The sequence below is a fragment of the Aeromonas sp. FDAARGOS 1409 genome (assembly GCF_019048705.1).
Classification (GTDB): domain Bacteria; phylum Pseudomonadota; class Gammaproteobacteria; order Enterobacterales; family Aeromonadaceae; genus Aeromonas; species Aeromonas sanarellii.
Genome location: NZ_CP077395.1, coordinates 2,507,243 through 2,526,417, shown reverse-complemented (window position 1 = coordinate 2,526,417; position 19,175 = coordinate 2,507,243). Strand labels below are relative to the sequence as shown.

Annotated in this window: 15 protein-coding genes; 8 read left to right on the top strand and 7 right to left on the bottom strand. The window is 64.3% G+C overall.

All coding sequences use genetic code 11. The annotated features are described in order from the left end of the window. Positions 1-31 precede the first annotated feature (31 nt). From I6L39_RS12010 to I6L39_RS11985, 6 genes are all read right to left on the bottom strand, one after another. Complete coding sequence (locus tag I6L39_RS12010) at positions 32-814, bottom strand: BPSS1780 family membrane protein (protein WP_042079002.1); 783 nt, start codon at positions 812-814, stop codon at positions 32-34. 40 nt (positions 815-854) lie between these two features. Then, positions 855-1,889 carry a fimbrial protein gene (locus I6L39_RS12005; protein WP_254203637.1) on the bottom strand — a complete coding sequence of 345 codons (1,035 nt, stop codon included), beginning with the start codon at positions 1,887-1,889 and terminating at the stop codon, positions 855-857. Further along, positions 1,882-2,610, bottom strand: a complete 729-nt coding sequence (locus I6L39_RS12000) for a molecular chaperone (protein ID WP_216989765.1) — start codon at positions 2,608-2,610, stop codon at positions 1,882-1,884. Before I6L39_RS12000 ends, I6L39_RS12005 begins: the two co-directional genes overlap by 8 nt. Continuing rightward, entirely contained in the window at positions 2,607-5,063 is a 2,457-nt protein-coding gene (locus I6L39_RS11995) for a fimbria/pilus outer membrane usher protein (protein WP_216989764.1), read from the bottom strand. The genes I6L39_RS12000 and I6L39_RS11995 overlap by 4 nt, the downstream gene beginning before the upstream one ends. 136 nt (positions 5,064-5,199) lie before the next feature. After that, on the bottom strand, positions 5,200-5,961 hold the full coding sequence (locus tag I6L39_RS11990; RefSeq protein WP_216989763.1) for a fimbria/pilus periplasmic chaperone: 762 nt from the start codon (positions 5,959-5,961) through the stop codon (positions 5,200-5,202). Positions 5,962-5,970: 9 nt separating this feature from the next. Next, a complete protein-coding gene (locus tag I6L39_RS11985) occupies positions 5,971-6,510 on the bottom strand; it encodes a fimbrial protein (RefSeq protein ID WP_216989762.1) in 540 nt (179 codons plus the stop codon). 244 nt (positions 6,511-6,754) lie between these two features. On the opposite strand from I6L39_RS11985, the gene I6L39_RS11980 reads away from it, so the two are divergent. Next, a complete protein-coding gene (locus I6L39_RS11980; protein WP_216989761.1) occupies positions 6,755-7,582 on the top strand; it encodes a M23 family metallopeptidase in 828 nt (275 codons plus the stop codon). A gap of 66 nt (positions 7,583-7,648) precedes the next feature. Here I6L39_RS11980 and I6L39_RS11975 read toward each other — a convergent pair whose 3' ends face one another. After that, entirely contained in the window at positions 7,649-8,986 is a 1,338-nt protein-coding gene (locus tag I6L39_RS11975; RefSeq protein WP_216989760.1) for an MATE family efflux transporter, read from the bottom strand. Positions 8,987-9,141: 155 nt separating this feature from the next. Between I6L39_RS11975 and mscM the strand changes: the two genes are divergently transcribed. From mscM to frdD, 7 genes are all read left to right on the top strand, one after another. Beyond that, on the top strand, positions 9,142-12,417 hold the full coding sequence (mscM, locus tag I6L39_RS11970) for a miniconductance mechanosensitive channel MscM (protein ID WP_216989759.1): 3,276 nt from the start codon (positions 9,142-9,144) through the stop codon (positions 12,415-12,417). Between the two features lie 78 nt (positions 12,418-12,495). Next, positions 12,496-13,173, top strand: a complete 678-nt coding sequence (locus tag I6L39_RS11965; RefSeq protein ID WP_216989758.1) for a glycerophosphodiester phosphodiesterase — start codon at positions 12,496-12,498, stop codon at positions 13,171-13,173. Between the two features lie 156 nt (positions 13,174-13,329). After that, complete coding sequence (locus I6L39_RS11960; RefSeq protein ID WP_042078946.1) at positions 13,330-15,207, top strand: methyl-accepting chemotaxis protein; 1,878 nt, start codon at positions 13,330-13,332, stop codon at positions 15,205-15,207. Positions 15,208-15,723: 516 nt separating this feature from the next. After that, positions 15,724-17,508, top strand: a complete 1,785-nt coding sequence (gene frdA, locus I6L39_RS11955; protein WP_042078945.1) for a fumarate reductase (quinol) flavoprotein subunit — start codon at positions 15,724-15,726, stop codon at positions 17,506-17,508. Next, positions 17,501-18,235 carry a succinate dehydrogenase/fumarate reductase iron-sulfur subunit gene (locus tag I6L39_RS11950; protein ID WP_042078944.1) on the top strand — a complete coding sequence of 245 codons (735 nt, stop codon included), beginning with the start codon at positions 17,501-17,503 and terminating at the stop codon, positions 18,233-18,235. The genes frdA and I6L39_RS11950 overlap by 8 nt, the downstream gene beginning before the upstream one ends. A gap of 16 nt (positions 18,236-18,251) precedes the next feature. Next, positions 18,252-18,650, top strand: a complete 399-nt coding sequence (locus I6L39_RS11945; RefSeq protein WP_042078943.1) for a fumarate reductase — start codon at positions 18,252-18,254, stop codon at positions 18,648-18,650. A 117-nt stretch (positions 18,651-18,767) separates the two neighbouring features. Then, a complete protein-coding gene (frdD, locus tag I6L39_RS11940) occupies positions 18,768-19,124 on the top strand; it encodes a fumarate reductase subunit FrdD (RefSeq protein ID WP_042078942.1) in 357 nt (118 codons plus the stop codon). The last annotated feature ends 51 nt before the right edge of the window (positions 19,125-19,175 follow it).

Here is a 19,175-nt window from a genome sequence, read left to right as displayed (position 1 = left end):
GCCTGGCGGCCCCCTGTCTGCGGATCCTGGCTCACGCCTCGAAACCGAACTCCCTGGCAGGCGGCTCGCCATCGTTCGCCACCGGCTCCTCCAGATAGATGTCGTGATAGGCGGCATAGATGGAGTAGTTGATGGCGGGCAGCACCACCAGCAGGCCCACCAGCATCAGCAGCGCCCCGAAGAAGATCAGCACGGCCCCGAGCAGCCCCCACCAGAGGAAGGGCCACATGTTGCGCAGGCAGCCCCTGAAGCTGAGCCTGGCCGCCTGCCAGACCCCGACACCGTGGAAGAAGATCAGGGCGGGGGCGAAGGTAATGGCCATCAGCACGGGCACCAGCAGGGCCAGCCCCAGCAAGGCGCAGAGCAGGAAGCCCCGGGCCTGTTCCGGGGTCAGCGTCAGGGTCTCGGGATCCTGGGACAACAGGCCGGTCAGCCCCCACAGGTGCAGCATGAACGCACAGATCATCAGGATCATCATGAACAGGGCGAGCACCATGAGCCCCCCCAGCATCAGCGGCGTCAAGCGATGGCGAAAACCGGCGAAGAAGTCGGCGAACTGCAGCGGCTGCCCCCCAAAGCCCCGTCGTGCCACCGCCACCCAGCCGGCACCCCACACCATGTAGAGCAGCTGGGAGATAAGCCCCCCCGCCGGCAGCTGGTCCAGCACTATGCCCACCACGAACCAGAGCACTATCATGGCCACGCTGGCCCCCATCCCCTTGTTGAAGATGTCGAATCCCGTGCGGACCCAGATCCAGCCCTGTCCGATGGAGTGGCGCTTGGGTTCGCGGCGCAGGGCGCTGTCGCTTTGCATCATTGACCTCGTCGAAAAATAGGAGCGGGGAAGCCTCTCGTCAGGGCACGCTCACCGTGACCATGATGGTTCCCGTATAGGTACCGGTACGCACCACCTGACCCGGCAACCGGGTCGGATAGAGCCTCACCCTGTAGTCGGTGTCATGGGTAGCCGCCGAATAGGGTACCGCGATGGCGGTATCGAATGGAATAGGGGTCAAGGTGTCCTGCTCCACCATGCCCACCCCGACTCCGGCCAGGTTGGTGGTGATGAAGCGGTTCTGGCTGCTGAGCGCCCCTCCGAAGCTGTAGCGCAGCGGCACCACGTAGTCGCTCGGGATCTGGCTGCAGGTCACGCTCACATCGACGCTGCGGGGGCTATATCCCCTGGGGATCTCCCCCTCGACGAAGGCACTCTGCGCCACGGCGCCGAGATCGATGGGGATGCTGGTGCCGGCGGGAAACTGGCAGGTCGGCGTCGAGGTGACGCTGATGTTCATCGCCAGGGTGCTGAATGCATTGACCGGGCTGGTGTCGGGTGTGCCGGCACGGCGCACGAAGAGGTGGGCGACGGTGCCGCTGAAGGTCTGGGTTCCCGTGACCCCCTTGAGCAACTTCAACGTAGCGCGCCCGCCGTTCACGTTGATCCCTCCCAGCAGGGAGACATTCAGCAAGCCGCCGACACAGGCGCTGAGCAACCCACTGGTCGTGGCATTGAAGGGAACTGTCTGGTATGCCCCTGCCGCGTTGAACTCCACCTTGAGGCCGAAATAGGGGTTGAGCTTGATGAGGGTACCGAGGGGATCGGCAACGGTCGGCAGGCCGGTCGTGCCCTGGTAGTAGACCGTCACCAGCAGGCCCACCGAGATCCCGGTGCAGTCACAGGTGGCCGTGTCCGTGGTCGAGAAGGTCGCGCTCCGGGTCTCGCCAGGCTGATAGAGATCGTTATCGGCGCTGATGGGCAGGGTCGCCACGAAGGGGCTGGTGCATTGACCGCTGACGGCCAGCCCCTCTTGAGGCCACATACCCGCCAGCAGCAGGAGCGCCCCCGCCAGCAGGGACCAGGGGCCATGACGGCCAGCCATGTTACTCATCCCGCGCTCCTCCCCCCAATCCCAGCACAAAGGCCTGTTCACGGTAGGTACCGTCGTCGTCTATCCAGCGCAACCTGCCCCTGGCGTCCGGCGGTACCCTCCCCGCCATGACCACGGGCAGGGCACCATAGGGCGGCAGCACCCCGCCCTCGCGCCAGGCCAGCCCCCGTCCGCCTGCCGTCAGCAGCACCTCGCTCAGGCTGATGTGGAAGGGGCCCGGATTCGTGACCCAGAGCCCGCCCCCTGGCAAGGCCTGCCAACCCAGCTTAGACACCGACTCCGCCACCGATCCCGCCAGCCCGGGCGGCCGATAGAACAGCTTGATGCGGGTGCGGTAGGCCAGCTGCACGCTCCCCTGCGAGGCGTGAGCCTTGGGGGGAAGCCCCAGCACATTGAGCCAGAATAGGGACTCCCTGTCCCGGGGAAGCCGGCCCAGATCCGCGCCGAGGACACGCAGCGTCTGCCCCCGTCCGGGCCCCAGCCGCATCACGGGGGGCACCACCAGAAAGGGGGTCGTGACCTCGGCCGGTCCCTGGCGTTCGTCCCCCTCATCGACCCAGGCCTGCAACAGGCTGGGGCCGGCGCCATCGTTGCGTACCAGCAGTGTGGCCTCACCCCCCTCATGGACGAGCCGGGTACGGGTCAGGTTGAGGGCGCCCTCGCCCTCCCTTGCCCACAGCAAGGCCAGCAGCACGACACCCGGCCATACAACCCTTCTCATGAGCCAGACTCCACGCCGAGGCAGCGGGCCGCCACCTGCTGATAGGGCATGGCCGGATCCGGCCGGGGAGCCCGATAAGCGAGCCGGCATCGCTCTTCCCTCTCCTCACCCCATTGAACGTAGAGGGGCCCCTGCTCGCCACGCACAAAGATAAGCCCCCCCTGGCCGACCACGGCCACCGAGCCGCCGCTGCCGTCGACCACCTCGGCCCCGAAGGGCGGGGCGCTGCCATCTTGCCGTTCGGCCTTGATCAGCAGGGGCTGACCGACCCGGGTCTCGTAGGCCAGCTTGACGATGGCCCCCCGGCGGGGGGCCACCATGCGGGCGCTGCCGTCGATCTCCACATCCAGCGGCAAACCGCTCGGATCCAGGCCGATGATGTTGGTGCGATAAGGGTTGAGCCCGGCCAGCACGGCATAGCCATCGCCGTCCACCTCGCTGCCGATCCCGTGGCTGACCCTGGCCCCCTGGGCCCCCTTTGCCTCCACCAGTGCCATCGTCTCCCCCTGCGTCTGCCCCAGCACCCAGCCCTCACCGTGCACCAGCAGGGTCCCCTTGGCAGAGGCCACATACTGGGCATACCCCTCCCCTTGGCTGGTGCTGAGCCCCAGCTGGGCGGATGCCGTCTGATACTGCAGATTGGCGCCATAACCCTGGGTACTGCCCTCCCCGCCGGGACCATGGCTGCCGTAGAGGCCGTAATAGAAGCGGCCGTCCCGGGAGCCGCCGTTGAGATCCAGCCTGGCGCTGGTCCCCAGCCCCTCCTGATAGGAGAGGGTGCTGCTAAGGCGCGGGGCCCCCAGCTTGTCGCCGATGGGAATGCTGAGGCTCAGCACGTATTGATCGCCGACCCCTTCCTCCAGGGAGTGGCTGGCCGACAGGGTCAGGCTGCCCCAGTCAAACCCCCGGTTGTAGCCGAGTTGGAAGCTGCTGCTCTCCCCCTGGCCTCCCCAGTAGTCGCGGCGAATGCCGTTGAAGTAGAGATCCCCCCACTCCCCCACCGGCTGATTGACATTGAGCTGGAAGCGATTGCGCTCCCGCTGCAGGCGGTCCAGCGCCTGGGCCTGTATCGCAGCCACGTCGTTGAGATCGAGGTAGCCTTCGCTGGAGAAGCGGTAGGCGGCCAGGGTGACATAGGTCCGGGTCATCTCCATCTGCTTGCTGTAGGTGAGGCGATAGCTCTGGCCGGACTGCGACGCCGGCAAGGCTGCGCTGACGGGCAGGGCGCGCGCCCAGGATCCGGTGACATCGACGGCCAGGGCCCCGTAATCCGACCCCACCGCCACACCGCCCAGCAGGGCGGTGTAATCCTCGGCGGCGATGGCCCCGCCATAGAGGGTCAGGGCATCCGAAAAGCCGCGCCTGTAGGTGCCTTGCAGAAAGTCCGGCCCATCGGGCCCCGCCTCGTTGCGATAGCGCCCCAGGGTCAGGCTGAAGCGGGAGGTGTCGTCTCGCAACATCTGCACCACGGAGGAAAACGGCAAGGTGAAGCTCTGAACGCTGCCATCCGCCTCCGTGATGGTCACGTCCAGATCTCCGGCAAAGCTGGTGGCATAGAGATCGTCGATGGCAAAGGCACCGGGCGCCACCTGGGTTTCATAGATGAGGGCGCTGCCCTGACGAACGGTGACCCTGGCGTTGCTCTGGGCCACCCCGCGCACCACGGGGGCGAACCCCCGTTCGAAGTCGGGCAGCATGGCGTCGTCGCTGGCGATCTGCACACCGGTGAAGGGCACGCTGTCGAAGCTGTCGCCCGGGGTGAAATACTCCCCCAGGGTCAGCTGGGCGGTGCGGGAGGTAATGTCCCGCTGCGCATAGCTGTTGAGGGGATCATAGCCCCCGTGACTGCCCCCCTGATAGGAGCCGTTGTGGCGCAGGCGCCAGGCGCCGAGGTTGAGACCTGTGTTGAGGTTGATGCTGCTGCTCAGCGGTTCGTCGACCGCCTCCTGCTCGCTGTAGTAGAGGTTGGCGTTGTAGCTGACGAAGGCGGCATTGATCCCCTGCACCCACAGCTCCGGCCCCACATAGTCCCGTCTGACACGGCCCAGGTAGGCCTGGGGCAGGCTGAGTGCCCCGCTCAGGCTGGCGAGATCGAACGTGAAGCCGGCGCCGGGCACCAGGGCCCCCACCTCGATGCAGTCGAGGCCGAGCTGCCGCGTCACCTCGGTCTGATCGGGCAGCTTGTCCAGGATCAGCCCCCACTGTTTCAGGTGGTCGGGCTGGAAGCAGAACCTGGGGGTAGCGGGATCCTTCCCCGCTCTCACCTCCACCTGCTGGCTCAGCCTCTCCTTGCCATTGAGGGTGATGTCGAGCTGATAGCGCCCCGGGGGGATGAAGTCGGCACGGGAGAAGCGCGCCAGATCGATGTCGACCCCCAGGCTGTCGAGCAGGCGGCTGTCAAACTCCACCTCGTCGGGTGAGCCACCTGCCTGCCCGGGAGCCTCCTCGGCCATAGCCAGGGCTCCCCAGAGTAGGAGGAAGAGACACCAGCCACCCGGGGCGGGCCCGCAGGCCAGCGGAGAAGCATGGCAAGGGAGGGACACGCCGGCGCTCATGGCATCCCCCTCGGCGCCGGCGCATGCACCGGGATCAACGGAAGACGAATTCACCCACCTCGCGGGCGCCATAGTCGTTGAGCCAATGGAAGGTCACCCTCTTGGCATGGACGGCCCCGGAGAGTTGCTCCACGGGGAAATCGAAGGTGCCCCCCGGCGCCACCATGCCACCGCTCAAGTTGCTGTAACGCTTCGACTGGGTCGTCTGCAGCTCCAGATTGCTGATGCTGACGTGATAGAGGCTCGGATTGCTGGCCCGCAGGGCATAGCCTGCGCCCTGGTGGACCAGCCGCCAGGTGAGCCGGTGTGCGGAACGCTCCACATTGCCGGCCAGACCCGCCGGCCGGTAGAACATCTTGATCCGGGAGCGAAAGGCGAGCTGCACCATGTTCTGGCCTGCCTGGGTGGATTTGACGCTCGGCGGCACCTCCAGCACATTGAGCCAGAACACGGACTCGCGGTCCTGAGGCAGCCCCTGTCCCACATAGGCCAGACGCAGGGACTGGCCGCGCTGGGCCTCGATGCGGGTGATGGGAGGCGTGATCAGAAACGGCAGGGCCTCGGCACCGGGCCGGATCCGGCGGTCACCGGCATCCAGCCACACCTGCACCAGCGAGGGGGTGCTCCCCTTGTTGGTCAGCTCCAGCGTGACTTCCCGCGCATTGGCCGGGTAGATGACCCGGGTACCGGAGATCTGGACATGACCCCAGGCCTGCCAGGACAGGAGCAGCAAGGCGCACCAGAGGATGCGGCCAGACCCGACCAGGGGGGAACGATAGGAGGCAGGGAGGCTCATGGGGCAGACTCAGTGGTAGTCCAGGGAATAGATGAGATCCGCAGAGACCAGGCCGGCACCGACGGCGCCGGTGGCGATGTACTGGGCGCTGTAGTAGAGGGTCGCCCCGCCGGTGGCACTGAAGTTGACCAGCACATTGTTGCCTGTGTTGGTACGAAGATCGATGGGGGTGCTGTTGGCCGAGAGGATCTGCACCTCCACGTTCTGGGCCGGGTTCTTGCCTCCCGAGGCGACGGCCTTGTTGCTGAGATTGCCCGTGGTCTGCTCCACCCCGATGTTTTCGAAGTAGGCCCGCACAGACCCCGTGGTCGGGCAACTGGTGAGGGCGAGGTTGAAACCGGTCGCGCCTGCGGTCTGGCCTATGCTGCCAAGGGCATTGGTGCTGACGGTGGGCAGGGTCACGGTCGCAGACGCCGTGCCCCCGTTGACCGCGATGGCACAGGTCCCCGCAGTCACTTCGCCATTGATGGTAATGACCCCGTTGAAGGCGGCAACGGGTGCCGACATCCCCATTATGAGTCCGAGTAGCAAGAGAGCCTTGGTCTTCATCACAACCTCCGTCTATCCCTGGATGTCGCTGGCGACTGCCGTCCTCCTGCCAGTGTTTCACTGCCTGCCGACATAGGTGCCATTCAAAGACACCTTTAGTGACATATTAGTAAATAGCACAGAGTTTTCACTCCTGCTCCTTTCAGGCAGCCCCGCGGTCATGGGGCCCGGGGACGGACAGCCCCGGCAGAATGTGGCATCATCTGCCCCCTCGTATCTCACCGCCTTGTTCGATGGAGCCACCATGCGTCGCCTGTTCTTCCTTCTCGTGCTGCTCGGCAGTCCCGCTCTTCACGCCGAATCCGGCTTTATCAGCCGCCTGCTCAACCACCCTGTGCCGGGGGGCGTGGCCGTGGTGCCGCTCGGGGACGGCGCCAAGGCGCCCGCCGTGCGGTATCAGGACAAGCCCGTGCTGGTGGTGCAGGAAGAGGGCAGGCGCTGGATCGCCATCGTCGGCATCCCGCTCAAGAGCGCGCCCGGCGCCCATCAACTGACCACCAGCGATGGCCGTACCTTGAGCTTCACGGTCGGCGCCAAGCACTACCGAGAGCAGCACATCAAGTTGAAAAATACGCGCCAGGTCAATCCGCTGGCGGAAGACATGGCGCGCATCAACCGCGAGCTGGCCGAACAGACCAAGGCCTACCAGACCTTCAGCCCTGCCCAGCCCAGCAACCTGATGTTCGACAAGCCGGTCAACGGCCCCCTCTCCAGCCCGTTCGGCCTGCGCCGCTTCTTCAACGGCGAGGAGCGCAACCCCCACTCGGGCCTCGACTTTGCGGTCGGTGCAGGCACCCCCATCAAGGCGCCGGCGGCGGGCAAGGTGATCCTCATCGGCAACTACTTCTTCAACGGCAATACGGTGTTCGTCGATCACGGCCAGGGGCTCATCAGCATGTTCTGTCACATGTCGAAGATCGACGTGCAGCTGGGCCAGAGCCTGCCCCGCGGCGGCATCGTCGGCCGGGTCGGCGCCACCGGTCGTGCCACTGGCCCCCACATGCACTGGAACGTCAGCCTGAACGACGCCCGGGTCGACCCCGCCATCTTTATCGGGGCCTTCAAACCCTGACCCTGGCAGGATGAAACGACAAAGGCAGCCCAGGCTGCCTTTGTCGTCAATGGACAGGGGCGTTAGCTATGCGGCTGCGGCATGCAGCCCGGCCTCCTTACCCATGGCCCGCCACATCACCAGTACCAGCAGGGTGCTGCAGGCGGGCAGCGCCAGCCAGACGCCGGCCACGCCCCAGAGGGAAGAGAAGCCCCACAGGAAGCCGCCTATCAGCACCAGCTTGCCGCCGGTGAGCAGGGAGGCGATGCGGGCCCGGTTGATGGCCTGGAAGTAGGTGGCCCCCACCAGCAGCAGCCCCTCCATGGGCAGCCCCCAGAAGTAGAGCCAGATCCCCAGGGTCGCCACCGGCAAGAGGGCCGCATTGTCGCCGGCGAACAGGTAGACCACCCCCTCCGGCCACAGATAGAGCGGCACCATGCCGCACAGCGCCACCAGCAGGGTCACCCCCAGTGCCAGGTTGCGCACCCGCAGCACCCGCGCCCAGTTGCCCGCCCCGGCGTTGAAGCTGGCGATGGGCTGGATGCCCATGGCGATCCCCTCGAAGATGAGATAGAAGAAGGCCTCGCTGTAGCTGATGACGCCATAGGCTGCCACGTGCAACGAGGTGCCGACCGAGAGCAGCGCCTTGTTGTGCAGTGCCAGCACCACCGACAGGTAGAGATACATCAGGAAGCTCGACACCCCGAGTCGCAGCGTTTCCCCCATCAGCCGCCAGTCCGGCACCAGGGTGTCCCAGCGAATGCGCAGCTGGCTGCGGGGGGTGAAGAAGTGCCACAGGCACAGACCCCCGGTCACCGCCTGGGAAAGCATGGTGGCGATGGCCGCCCCCGCCAGCCCCCAGGGGACTACCGCCATCAGCAGGTAGTCGAGCAGCACGTTGAGCACGCCGCCCCCCACCAGGATCCAGGTGGTGAGGCCGGGCCGCCCGTCGTTGCGCAGCAGGGCAGTAAAGGCCATGGAGAGCACAGCGAAGGCCCCGAGCCAGGCGTACCACTGCAGGTAGGCGAGGCCGGCATCGAAGATGACTCCCTCGGCCCCCATCCAGCGCAGCATCTCGTCCCCATGACGGATACCGACAAAGGCGAGCAGGGCCGAGGCGATGAGCACCATCACCAGGGCGTTGCCGACGATCTGGCGAGCCCGCGCCTGCTCTCCCTTGCCCAGATAAAACGAGGCGAGCGACGAGGAGCCCATGCCGATCAGCGCCCCCACCGCATAGAGCACGGCGCAGATGGGGTAGGCCAGCATCATGCCGGCCAGGCCGTCCTGACCCAGGATATGGCCGACGAAGATGCCGTCTATGGTGACATAGACGCCGGTGACCAGCATGGCGGCCACCGTCGGGGTCACATAGCGCAGGAAGAGGCGGGAGAGGGGGGCAGTGCCCAGGTCGACGGAGGACATAGAATGCTCAACAAGGTGGGAAACGGCCAGAATAATAGCCAAACAAGACCCGGATCACCCGTCATTTATGTTGTGAATCATTAGGATGGAAGGCTTTACCCGCTCCAGCCCCTGCTTTAGGCTAGGGCGATTTCTCATGAACGGAAACGTGCGCCATGTTGCAACGCCTGCTCTGCCTGATGTTCTGTCTCAGCCTGCTCCCCTTCTCCGCAGCCCAGGCCGATGATGCCATCACCCAGGTCGAGGAACTGTTGCAGAGCGTTCCCAAGACGGAGAGCCCGGAAAACCAGCAGCTCAGGGAGAGCTACCAGCAGGCGCTGCAGTATGCCCGGGACGCCCAGCGCTACCGGGAGCAGGGCAAGGCCTACCAGCAGATCCTCATCGACTACCCCAAGGAGTCGGCCCGGCTCAAGGAGGGGCTGCACAACTACCAGCCCCAGTCCCGTCCGCCCCTCTCCTCCCTCAAGGAGGACGCCCTGCGCCAGGCCATCAGCCTGAGCAGCAACCGCCAGATCAACCTGCGCAAGGAGCGCCAGGGGGTGACCGACAGCCTCAACCAGCTGGAGAGCACGGGGCAGGAGTATCACCTGAGGGTCGACGAGCTGCGCAAGCAGCTGTTGCAGACCCGATCCCAGCTCGATCGCCTGAGCTTCAGCAACGAGTCGGATCGGCTGCAGGAGGCCCAGCAGCTGGCCACCCGCCTCAAGGAGCAGAGCCTGTCGGACCGGATCCAGATGCTGGAGCTCGAACAGCTCTCCGCCCAGCAGCGCAACGATCTCGGCAAGTTGAAGCTGCAGGAGCTCAACCTCGCCATCACGGACGAGGACGAGTGGCAGGCCAGCCTGCTCGCCCAGCAGAACCAGCTGCGCCGGGAGAAGACCGAGCAGGCCCTGGCCGAGAGCGAACGCCTGCGCCGGCAGCTCACCTCGGATCTGCCCCTGTTGCAGGAGCAGCAACAGCAGAACCAGGCGCTCTCTCTGCAACTGGGGGCCCTGGAGGACCAGATCGAGCGGGTGCAGGACGAGCAGCGCACCCTGGACAGCTCCCTCTCCGGGCTCAACGACCTGGTCAACTCGGTGCGCGAACAGCTGGAGTGGCTGCAGATCAGCAACGCCTATGGCGAGAACCTGCGCAGCAAGCTGGCCGACCTGCCCGCCTACTTCCCGCTGGAGAAGCTGGAATCCGCCATCGTCAAGGCGCGCATGGCGAAATACCAGTACGAGACCGAACAGGATGCCCTGAAGGATCCGGCGCAGATCCGCAACAACCTGCTGAGCGGGGACGGCATCACCCTGGACAGGGCCCAGCGCGCCGTGCTCGACAACCTGCTCAAGGCCAGGCGGCAACTGCTGACCCGGCTCAACGACGCCTCCGATACCCTCATTCAGGAGCAGACCCGGCTCAAGCTGCTCTACAGCCGCCAGAACAGCAAGATCGACGAGATCCGCGAACTCAGCGCCAGCCACCTGTTCTGGATGCCGGACGTGCGTCCCCTGAGCCCGGTCGTGCTGCTCGGCGTACCCGCCGCCCTGGGGCTGATCTTCAACCCGGCCAACTGGCTGCAGATCCCCAGGGCCATCGCCGAGAACAACCCCCTCACCCTGACCCTGGCCGGCCTGGGCCTGCTGGGACTGGCCTGGTGCTGGCTGAAACTCGCCCGCCACCTGACGGAGTACTGCCAGTTCATAGCCCCGCGCATCGGCAAGGTGACCCAGGACAAGTTCAGCCTCACCAGCCGGCTGCTGATGCGTTCCCTGCTGGCGGCCCTGCCCCTGCCCGCCATGGCGCTGATGCTGCACGGCCTGCTGGACGGCGCCTGGCAATACCCCTTCGCGGTGGCGGTGGCCCGGGGCCTTGGCGAGATCTGGTTCCTGCTGCTGGCCCTGCTGGTCGCCCGCCACCTCACCCTGGAGAAGGGGATCCTGATCCTGCACTTCCGCTGGCCGAAGGAGCGGGTCCAGCGGGTGTGGGGCCAGTTTCGCACCCTGCTGCTGGTGCTGATCCCCTGTTTCTTCGTGCAGGGCATGGCCAGCAGCTATCAGGAGCACGCCTTCTATGACTCCCTGGGCCGCCTCGCCTTCATCGTCGGCGCCCTCTGGCTGCTGCTCTTCTTCGCGCGCCTCAACCGGGAGAAGCTGCCGCTGACCTGGGGGCAGGCCGACATGACCAAGCCCCACCTGCTGCATCACTTCATCTGGAACAGCCTGATGCTGGCCCCCCTGCTGGCGGTGTTGGGCGCCCTGTTCGGCTACTTCTATACCTCCCGCACCCTGCTGCGCCAGCTGGAACTGAGCCTGCTGGCGGGGCTCGGCTGCCTGCTCGTCTACTACCTGGCCCACCGCTGGATGCTGATCCAGCGCCGCCGGCTCGCCTTCGACCGCGCCAAGCACAAGCGAGCCGAGATCCTGGCCCAGCGGGAGCGGGACGAGGACGATCTCAGCTCCGAGATCCCCGACGCGGTGGAGGAGCCCGAGCTGGATCTCGACACCCTCAGCGCCCAGTCCCTCGGCCTGGTGCGCACCCTGCTGATGCTGGGCTTCACCATGCTGGTGGTGGTGCAATGGTCGGATCTCAACTCGGCGTTCAGCTTCCTCAGCAGCATCGAGGTGTGGCAGGTGAGCAGCAAGGTGGCCGGTATCGAGCAGCTCTCCGCCATCACCCTGCAGGATCTGATGCTGACCGCCTTCGCCTTCATCCTGACGGTGGTCACCGCCCGCAACCTGCCCGGGCTGATGGAGCTCACCCTGCTCCAGCACCTGAGCCTCTCCCCCGGCACCGGCTTTGCGCTGACCACAGTCAGCAAGTACCTGGTGCTGCTCATCGGCGCCCTCACCGGCTTCTCCATGCTCGGCATCGACTGGTCCAAGACCCAGTGGCTGGTGGCGGCGCTCTCGGTGGGGCTGGGCTTCGGGCTGCAGGAGATCTTCGCGAACTTCGTCTCCGGCCTCATCATCCTGTTCGAGAAGCCGATCCGCCTGGGCGACACCGTCACCATCCGGGAGCTGACCGGCACAGTCACCAAGATCAAGACCCGTGCCACCACTATCGTGGACTGGGACAGGAAGGAGATCATCGTCCCCAACAAGGCCTTCATCACGGAGCAGTTCATCAACTGGTCCCTGTCAGACGCCATCACCCGGGTCAAGCTGCGCATCCGCATCGGCCTGACCCAGGAGCCCAGGCGGGTGCAGCAGCTGCTGGAGCAGTGCGTGCAGGAGTCCACCCTGGTGCTGGACACCCCGGTCCCTGAGGTATTCCTGATCGAATTCACCGACTCGGCCCTCATCTACGAGATCCGGCTCTACGTCAACAGCATGGATCACCGGATGCCCATCACCCACGAGGTGCATTCGTTGATCCTCGACAAGCTGGCCCAATACGGCATGCACCTGCCGCACCAGCAGATCGATATCAGGATGAGCCGGGGCTGATGGGCCCCCTCCCCTTGTGAAGAGGAGGGCCGGGGTGGGGTTATCACCATCCCCCAATGACGACAACAGGAGCAACGAATGCAGATCATTGCCCATCGCGGGGCCAGCGGACTGGCACCGGAGAACACCCTCAAGGCCATCGCCCTGGCGCTGGAGCTCGGGGTCGGCGCCATCGAGCTCGACGTGCAGCAGGCTGACGGCGAGCTCTGGGTCTTCCACGACAGGCGGCTGGAGCGCTGCACCGACGGCCACGGGGTGCTCAGCCACCAATCCCGGGACTATCTGGCAAGCCTGGATGCCGGAGACGGGGAGCGGATCCCGACCCTGTGGCAGGTAATGAGCCTGATTGCGGGGCGCTGCGAGCTGCACATCGAACTCAAGGGTGCAGGCACCGCCGAGCCGGTGGCCGCCCTGACCCGGCGGGCCGAGGTGGAGCTTGGCTTCACCCCGGCGCACTGGGTCGTCTCCTCCTTCCATCATCCCGAGCTGATACGCTTCAAGGTGTTGCGGCCGGAGATCAGGACCGGCGCCCTGACCGCCAGCCTGCCGCTGCACGGTGCCCGCTTCGCCGAGGAGCTGGGGGCCTGGTCCCTGAACTGCGACGTGGATTTTGTCGACGCCGGGCTGGTGGCGGATGCCCATCGCCGGGGGCTCAAGATCCTGGTCTACACGGTCGACGAGGTGAGTGATGGGGATGCATTGGCGGCCATGGGCGTCGATGGCATCTTTACCAACCGACCAGATCGATTCAGCTGAGTATCGGCGCGGCCTGGCGGGCCGTCGGGAGGTGAAATAAATCGAAAATTTGCTGTGCACCGGGATACATAAAGTCCACAGTCGGCCGATACAGAGTTGGCCCATAACAATAACAAACACCACGGATCTCAGACTGACGCTCACAAGGATGTAAACATGAACCTATCCATCAAGAACAAGCTGGTCCTCGCCATCGGGGCCATTATCCTGGTCATCTCCGGCCTGCAGGTCTGGTACAACACCACCCAGCTGCGCAGCGAAACCCAGCGGCTGATCTGGAGCTTCATCGACGACAGCTCCATCGCCAACGTCAAGGGCATCTCCCGCTGGCTCGATGCCCGCATCAGCCTGGTCCAGGCCACCAAGGAGGCCTTCGCCAAGGAGGAGGAACCGCTGAGCCACCTGGCCCAGTCCATGAACGCGGGCAACTTCGACCTGGTCTACGTGGGGACCAAGGATGGCCGGATGATCCAGAGCAAGCCGACCGATCTGCCGGCCGGCTATGATCCGCGCCAGCGCCCCTGGTACAAGGACGCCATGGCCGCCGGCAAGCTCGCCATCACGGCCCCCTATGCCGACGCCGCCTCGGGCAACCTCATCATCACCATCGCCGAGCCCTTCAGCCGCGGCAGCACCGACGGCGTCATCGCCGGTGACGTCTCCATCGACGGCCTGGTGCGCGACGTGCTGGCGATCAACTCGGAAGGCACCTACGCCATCCTGGTGGACAGCAACGGCACCATCATCGCCCACCCGGACAAGGCGCTGACCCTCAAGCCCGCCACCGCCCTCTCCCCGGACCTGACCGCCGCCAAGGTCAACGAGCTGGCCCATGACAACACCATCTCCGAGATGAATATCAGCGGCAAGGCGAGCGTGTTCGATCTCACAGAGATCCCCAACACCAACTGGTACTTCGGCATCGTCGTGGACGAGGCGGTGGCCTATCAGTCCGTCTCCCGCATGGTGACCTCCGCCCTGCTGCAGGGCCTGCTCACCATCCTCATCGTGGCGGGCTTCTCCTACGTGGCCATCAACCGCTCCCTGGCGCCCCTGAAGACCCTCGGCGACGCCATCGCGGATCTCTCCCGTGGCAACGGCGATCTGACCCGCCGCATCAAGATCGAGCGGGAAGACGAGGTCGGCACCGTCGCCAAGCACGTCAACACCTTCATCGAACGCATCCACGTCATGGTGCAGGACATCTCCAACTCCTCCACCCAGCTCAACCAGCAGGCCAGGTCCTCCCACGACATGGCGGAGAAATCCAACCAGGGGCTGGCGCGCCAGCAGAACGAGATCTCCCAGATTGCGACCGCGGTGCACGAGATGTCCGCCACCGCCGTCGAGGTCGCCAGCAATGCCGAGCAGACCGCGGAGGCAGCCCGCAGCAGCTCCAGCAGCTGTGAGCACGGCAAGCAGGTGATCGCCCGCAACCAGCGCTCCATCACGGATCTCGCCACCCAGGTCAAGCAGGCCTCCGGCATCATCCAGGAGCTGGAGAAGAACGCCCAGGAGATCAACACCATCCTCTCCACCATCCAGGGCATCGCCGAGCAGACCAACCTGCTGGCGCTGAACGCCGCCATCGAGGCCGCCCGGGCCGGCGAGCAGGGCCGCGGCTTCGCCGTGGTGGCGGACGAGGTGCGGGTGCTGTCCCAGCGTACCCACAGCTCCACCGTCGAGATCCGCAGCATGATCGAGACCCTTCAGCGCAACACCCAGGGGGCCGTCAGCACCATGCACGAGGGTCAACTGCTGGCCCAGAACAGCGTGGAAGACGCAAACGACGCCACCCAGGCCCTGGAGCAGATCACCACCTCCATCAACCAGATCTCCGACATGGCGACCCAGATATCCAGCGCCGCCGAGGAGCAGCGGGCGGTGACCGACGAGGTCAGCCGCAACATCCAGGCGGTCAAGGACGTCTCCGACGAGCTGGCGATCGATGCGGACAGCTCCCGCAACCTGTCGGCTCAACTTAAAAATATTTCAGGCGAACTGAACAATCAGGTGGGCATGTTCCGCATCTGAGACCACCCCATCCAGGGGGCCGCACAGGCCCCCTTTTTTACGTAAAATCCCTTTTGTTTCAGTAGTTATTACCCGGGCGCCCCGTATCGCATTTTTGTGAGGCTCCTCCCCATTCAGGTCGCATACAGCCTGCCCATGGTTCACCTCGGCTATATTCGCATTACTTTTTTTAAAAAATTTCAGACCATAAAATCCTGAGAATGGTTCTTATTAAATATTTTTGATAAAAAACTTAAAAACTTTGAGGGTAATACCCAAAAAGAGAGGCATTTCTCATTTTACTGAAAGAAAACTACATATAATCTGGGAGTTAAAACAACCAGACTGATGGTTGCGGCTGATCCTGATCACTGAAGGATGGCGATAAAAACGGCGTTTTCATCCATGGAATGGGGTGGTTGTATTAAAAACCACCATTGCCACGCACTAAAACAGAGCAGTTTGACTTGCATCAAGCCTGAATTTTTTTCATAGCGCAAAATCGTGCCCAGCAAATCTATCCCTAAGGAGGCAGATGTGGATATTATCAAGACCGATGTCGCCATCATCGGTGCCGGTGGTGGTGGCCTGCGTGCCGCAATCGCCATTGCAGAAGCCCACCCCGATCTGGATATCGCCCTGATTTCCAAGGTCTATCCCATGCGCAGCCACACAGTGGCCGCGGAAGGCGGCGCTGCCGGCGTCGTCCGTGATGACGACTCTCTCGAGAACCACTTCAACGACACCGTCTCCGGCGGTGACTGGCTGTGCGAACAGGACGTGGTCGAGTACTTCGTCGAGAACGCCACCAACGAGATGATCCAGCTGGAGCACTGGGGTTGCCCCTGGAGCCGCAAGCCCGATGGCAAGGCCAACGTGCGCCGCTTCGGCGGGATGAAGATCCCCCGTACCTGGTTCGCCGCCGACAAGTCCGGCTTCCACATCCTGCACACCCTGTTCCAGACCTCCATCAAGTACCCGAGCATCAAGCGCTTCGACGAGCACTTCTGCCTGGATCTCATCGTGGAAGATGGCCGCGTCCAGGGCGTACTGACCTTCGACATCCAGAACGGCATCACCCGCTTCATCCAGGCCAAGTCCGTGGTGCTGGCCACCGGCGGTGCCGGCCGCGTCTATCGCTACAACACCAACGGCGGCATCGTCACCGGTGACGGCATGGCCCTGGCCTACCGCCACGGCGTGCCCCTGCGGGACATGGAGTTCGTCCAGTACCACCCGACCGGCCTGCCGGGCACCGGCATCCTGATGACCGAAGGCTGTCGCGGTGAGGGTGGCATCCTGCTGAACAAGGATGGCTACCGCTACCTGCAAGACTACGGCCTGGGCCCGGAAACCCCGGTCGGCCAGCCGAAGAACAAGCACATGGAGCTGGGCCCCCGCGATCGCCTCTCCCAGGCCTTCTGGCAGGAGCAGCAGAAGGGCCGCGTGATCCAGGGCCCCATGGGCGACGTGGTTCACCTCGACCTGCGCCACCTCGGCGAGAAGTACCTGAAAGAGCGTCTGCCCTTCATCTGCGAGCTGGCCAAGGCCTACGTGGGGGTGGATCCGGTGAAAGAGCCGATCCCGGTGCGCCCGACCGCGCACTACACCATGGGCGGCATCGAGACCAACGGCCAGTGCGCCACCCGTCTGCCGGGCCTCTATGCCCTGGGCGAGTGTGCCTCCGTCGGCCTGCACGGCGCCAACCGTCTGGGCTCCAACTCCCTGTCCGAGATCGTGGTGTTCGGCAAGGTGGCCGGCGAGCACGCCGGTGAGTTTGCCAAGACCCAGGCCCACGGCGACACTGCCGCCCTGGCCGCCAAGGCCGAGGCTCTGATCAAGCAGCACCTCTCCCTGCTGGATGTCGACGGCACCGAGAATCCGGCGGATATCCGCAACGAGCTGGGCATGTCCATGGAAGCCGGCGTCGGTATCTACCGTACCGAAGAGCTGATGCAGGGCACCATCGACAAGATCAACGAGCTGAAGGCCCGCTACAAGAAGATCAAGATCAACGACAAGTCCTCGGTCTTCAACACCGACCTGCTGTACGCCATCGAGCTGGGCTACATGCTGGACGTGGCGGAAGCCATGGCGCACTCCGCCATCAACCGCAAGGAGTCCCGCGGTTCCCACCAGCGTCTGGACGGTTACGAGGAGCGCGATGACGTCAACTTCCTCAAGCACACTCTCTCCTTCTACAACGGCGAAGGGGCCCCGACCATCGACTACTCCGATGTGAAGATCACTAAATCCCAACCGGCCAAGCGCGTGTACGGTTCCGAGGGTGAGAAACAAGACGAGGCTAAGAAGAATGGCTGAGATGATCGAAATTGAAATCCTGCGCTACCGTCCGGAGCAGGATAACGAGCCCTGGATGCAGACCTTCCAGGTGCCCTACCTCAAAGAGATGTCCCTGCTGGACGCCCTGCAGTACATCAAGGATCAGCTGGACTCCACCCTGAGCTTCCGCTGGTCCTGCCGGATGGCGATCTGCGGCTCCTGCGGCATGATGGTCAACGGCATTCCGAAGCTAGGCTGCAAGACCTTCCTGCGGGACTACCTGCCGGGCAAGATGACCATAGAGCCGCTCAACAACTTCCCCATCGAGCGCGACCTGGTGGTGGACATGTCCGACTTCATCGAGAAGCTGGAGAGCATCAAGCCCTACATCATACCGGCCGAGCCGCGCAACCTGTGCGACGGCGAGTACACCCAGACCCCGGCGGACATGGCGAAGTATCACCAGTTCTCCATGTGCATCAACTGCGGTCTGTGCTATGCGGCTTGCCCGCAGTACGGCATCAACAAGAAGTTCACCGGTCCGGCGGCCCTGGCGCTGGCCTACCGCTACAACGCCGACAACCGCGACAGCGCGTCCAGGGAGCGGATGAAGATCATCAGCCAGGACGAGGGCGTCTGGGGCTGCACCTTCGTGGGCTACTGCTCCGAAGTGTGCCCCAAGGGCGTGGATCCGGCCGCCGCCATCCAGCTTGGCAAGGTCGAGAGCGCCAAGGACTACATGATCGCCATGTTCAAGCCGGATTGAGACCAGGAGTGAGACCATGAACAACACTGAGAGCAAACGTAAGCCCTACGTGCGCGAGATGAAGAAAGACTGGTGGCTGAAGAATGCCTTCTACACCGGCTACATGATCCGCGAAGGCACCAGCATCTTCGTCTCCATCTACGCCGTGGTGCTGATGTGGGGTCTGATGCGCCTGGTCCAGGGTCAGGAGGCGTTCAACGGCTGGCTGGAGTCCCTGCAGAGCCCGGTCGCCATCCTGTTCCACGTCGTCGCCCTGGCAGCCTGCCTGTTCCACGCCAAGACCTGGTTCGCACTGGCCCCGAAAGCCATGCGCATCTTCCGTGGTGAAGACCTGGTGCCGGAGAAGCCGATCGTCATCGCCCAGTATCTGGCGCTGGCGGTGGTATCCCTGCTTGTCCTGATCATCGTGGCCTGAGGAGAAAACCCTGAAACGTTCTGACGAACCCGGTTATTGGAGCCAGCCTGGCCCCGGACCCCGTGCGTCAGCAAGGTTGCCACGATATCGCTATTAATCCTGATTTGAGGAAAAAGCATGAGACGTTCTGACGAGCCAATATACTGGGGTCTGTTTGGTGCCGGTGGCATGGTGGTTGCCATGCTGCTGCCGGTGATTGTCCTGATTACCGGTCTGCTGGTGCCCATGGGCATCATGGACGTGGAGACCATGAGCTACGAGCGCGTGCTCGCCTTCGCCAGCTCCTGGTGGGGGGCCTGCATCCTGCTGGCCATCATCGCCCTGCCCATCTGGCACGGCATGCACCGCATCTACCACGGCCTGCATGACCTGGGGATCCACACCACCAAGCTGCACCACTACGTGTTCTACGGCTTCGCCTTCCTGGTGTCCGCCATCACCGTCGGTCTGCTGATGGTGCTGGTGTTCCAGTAAGCACATCCTGACGCAATGAGAAACCGGGCCAAGCGCCCGGTTTTTTTATAC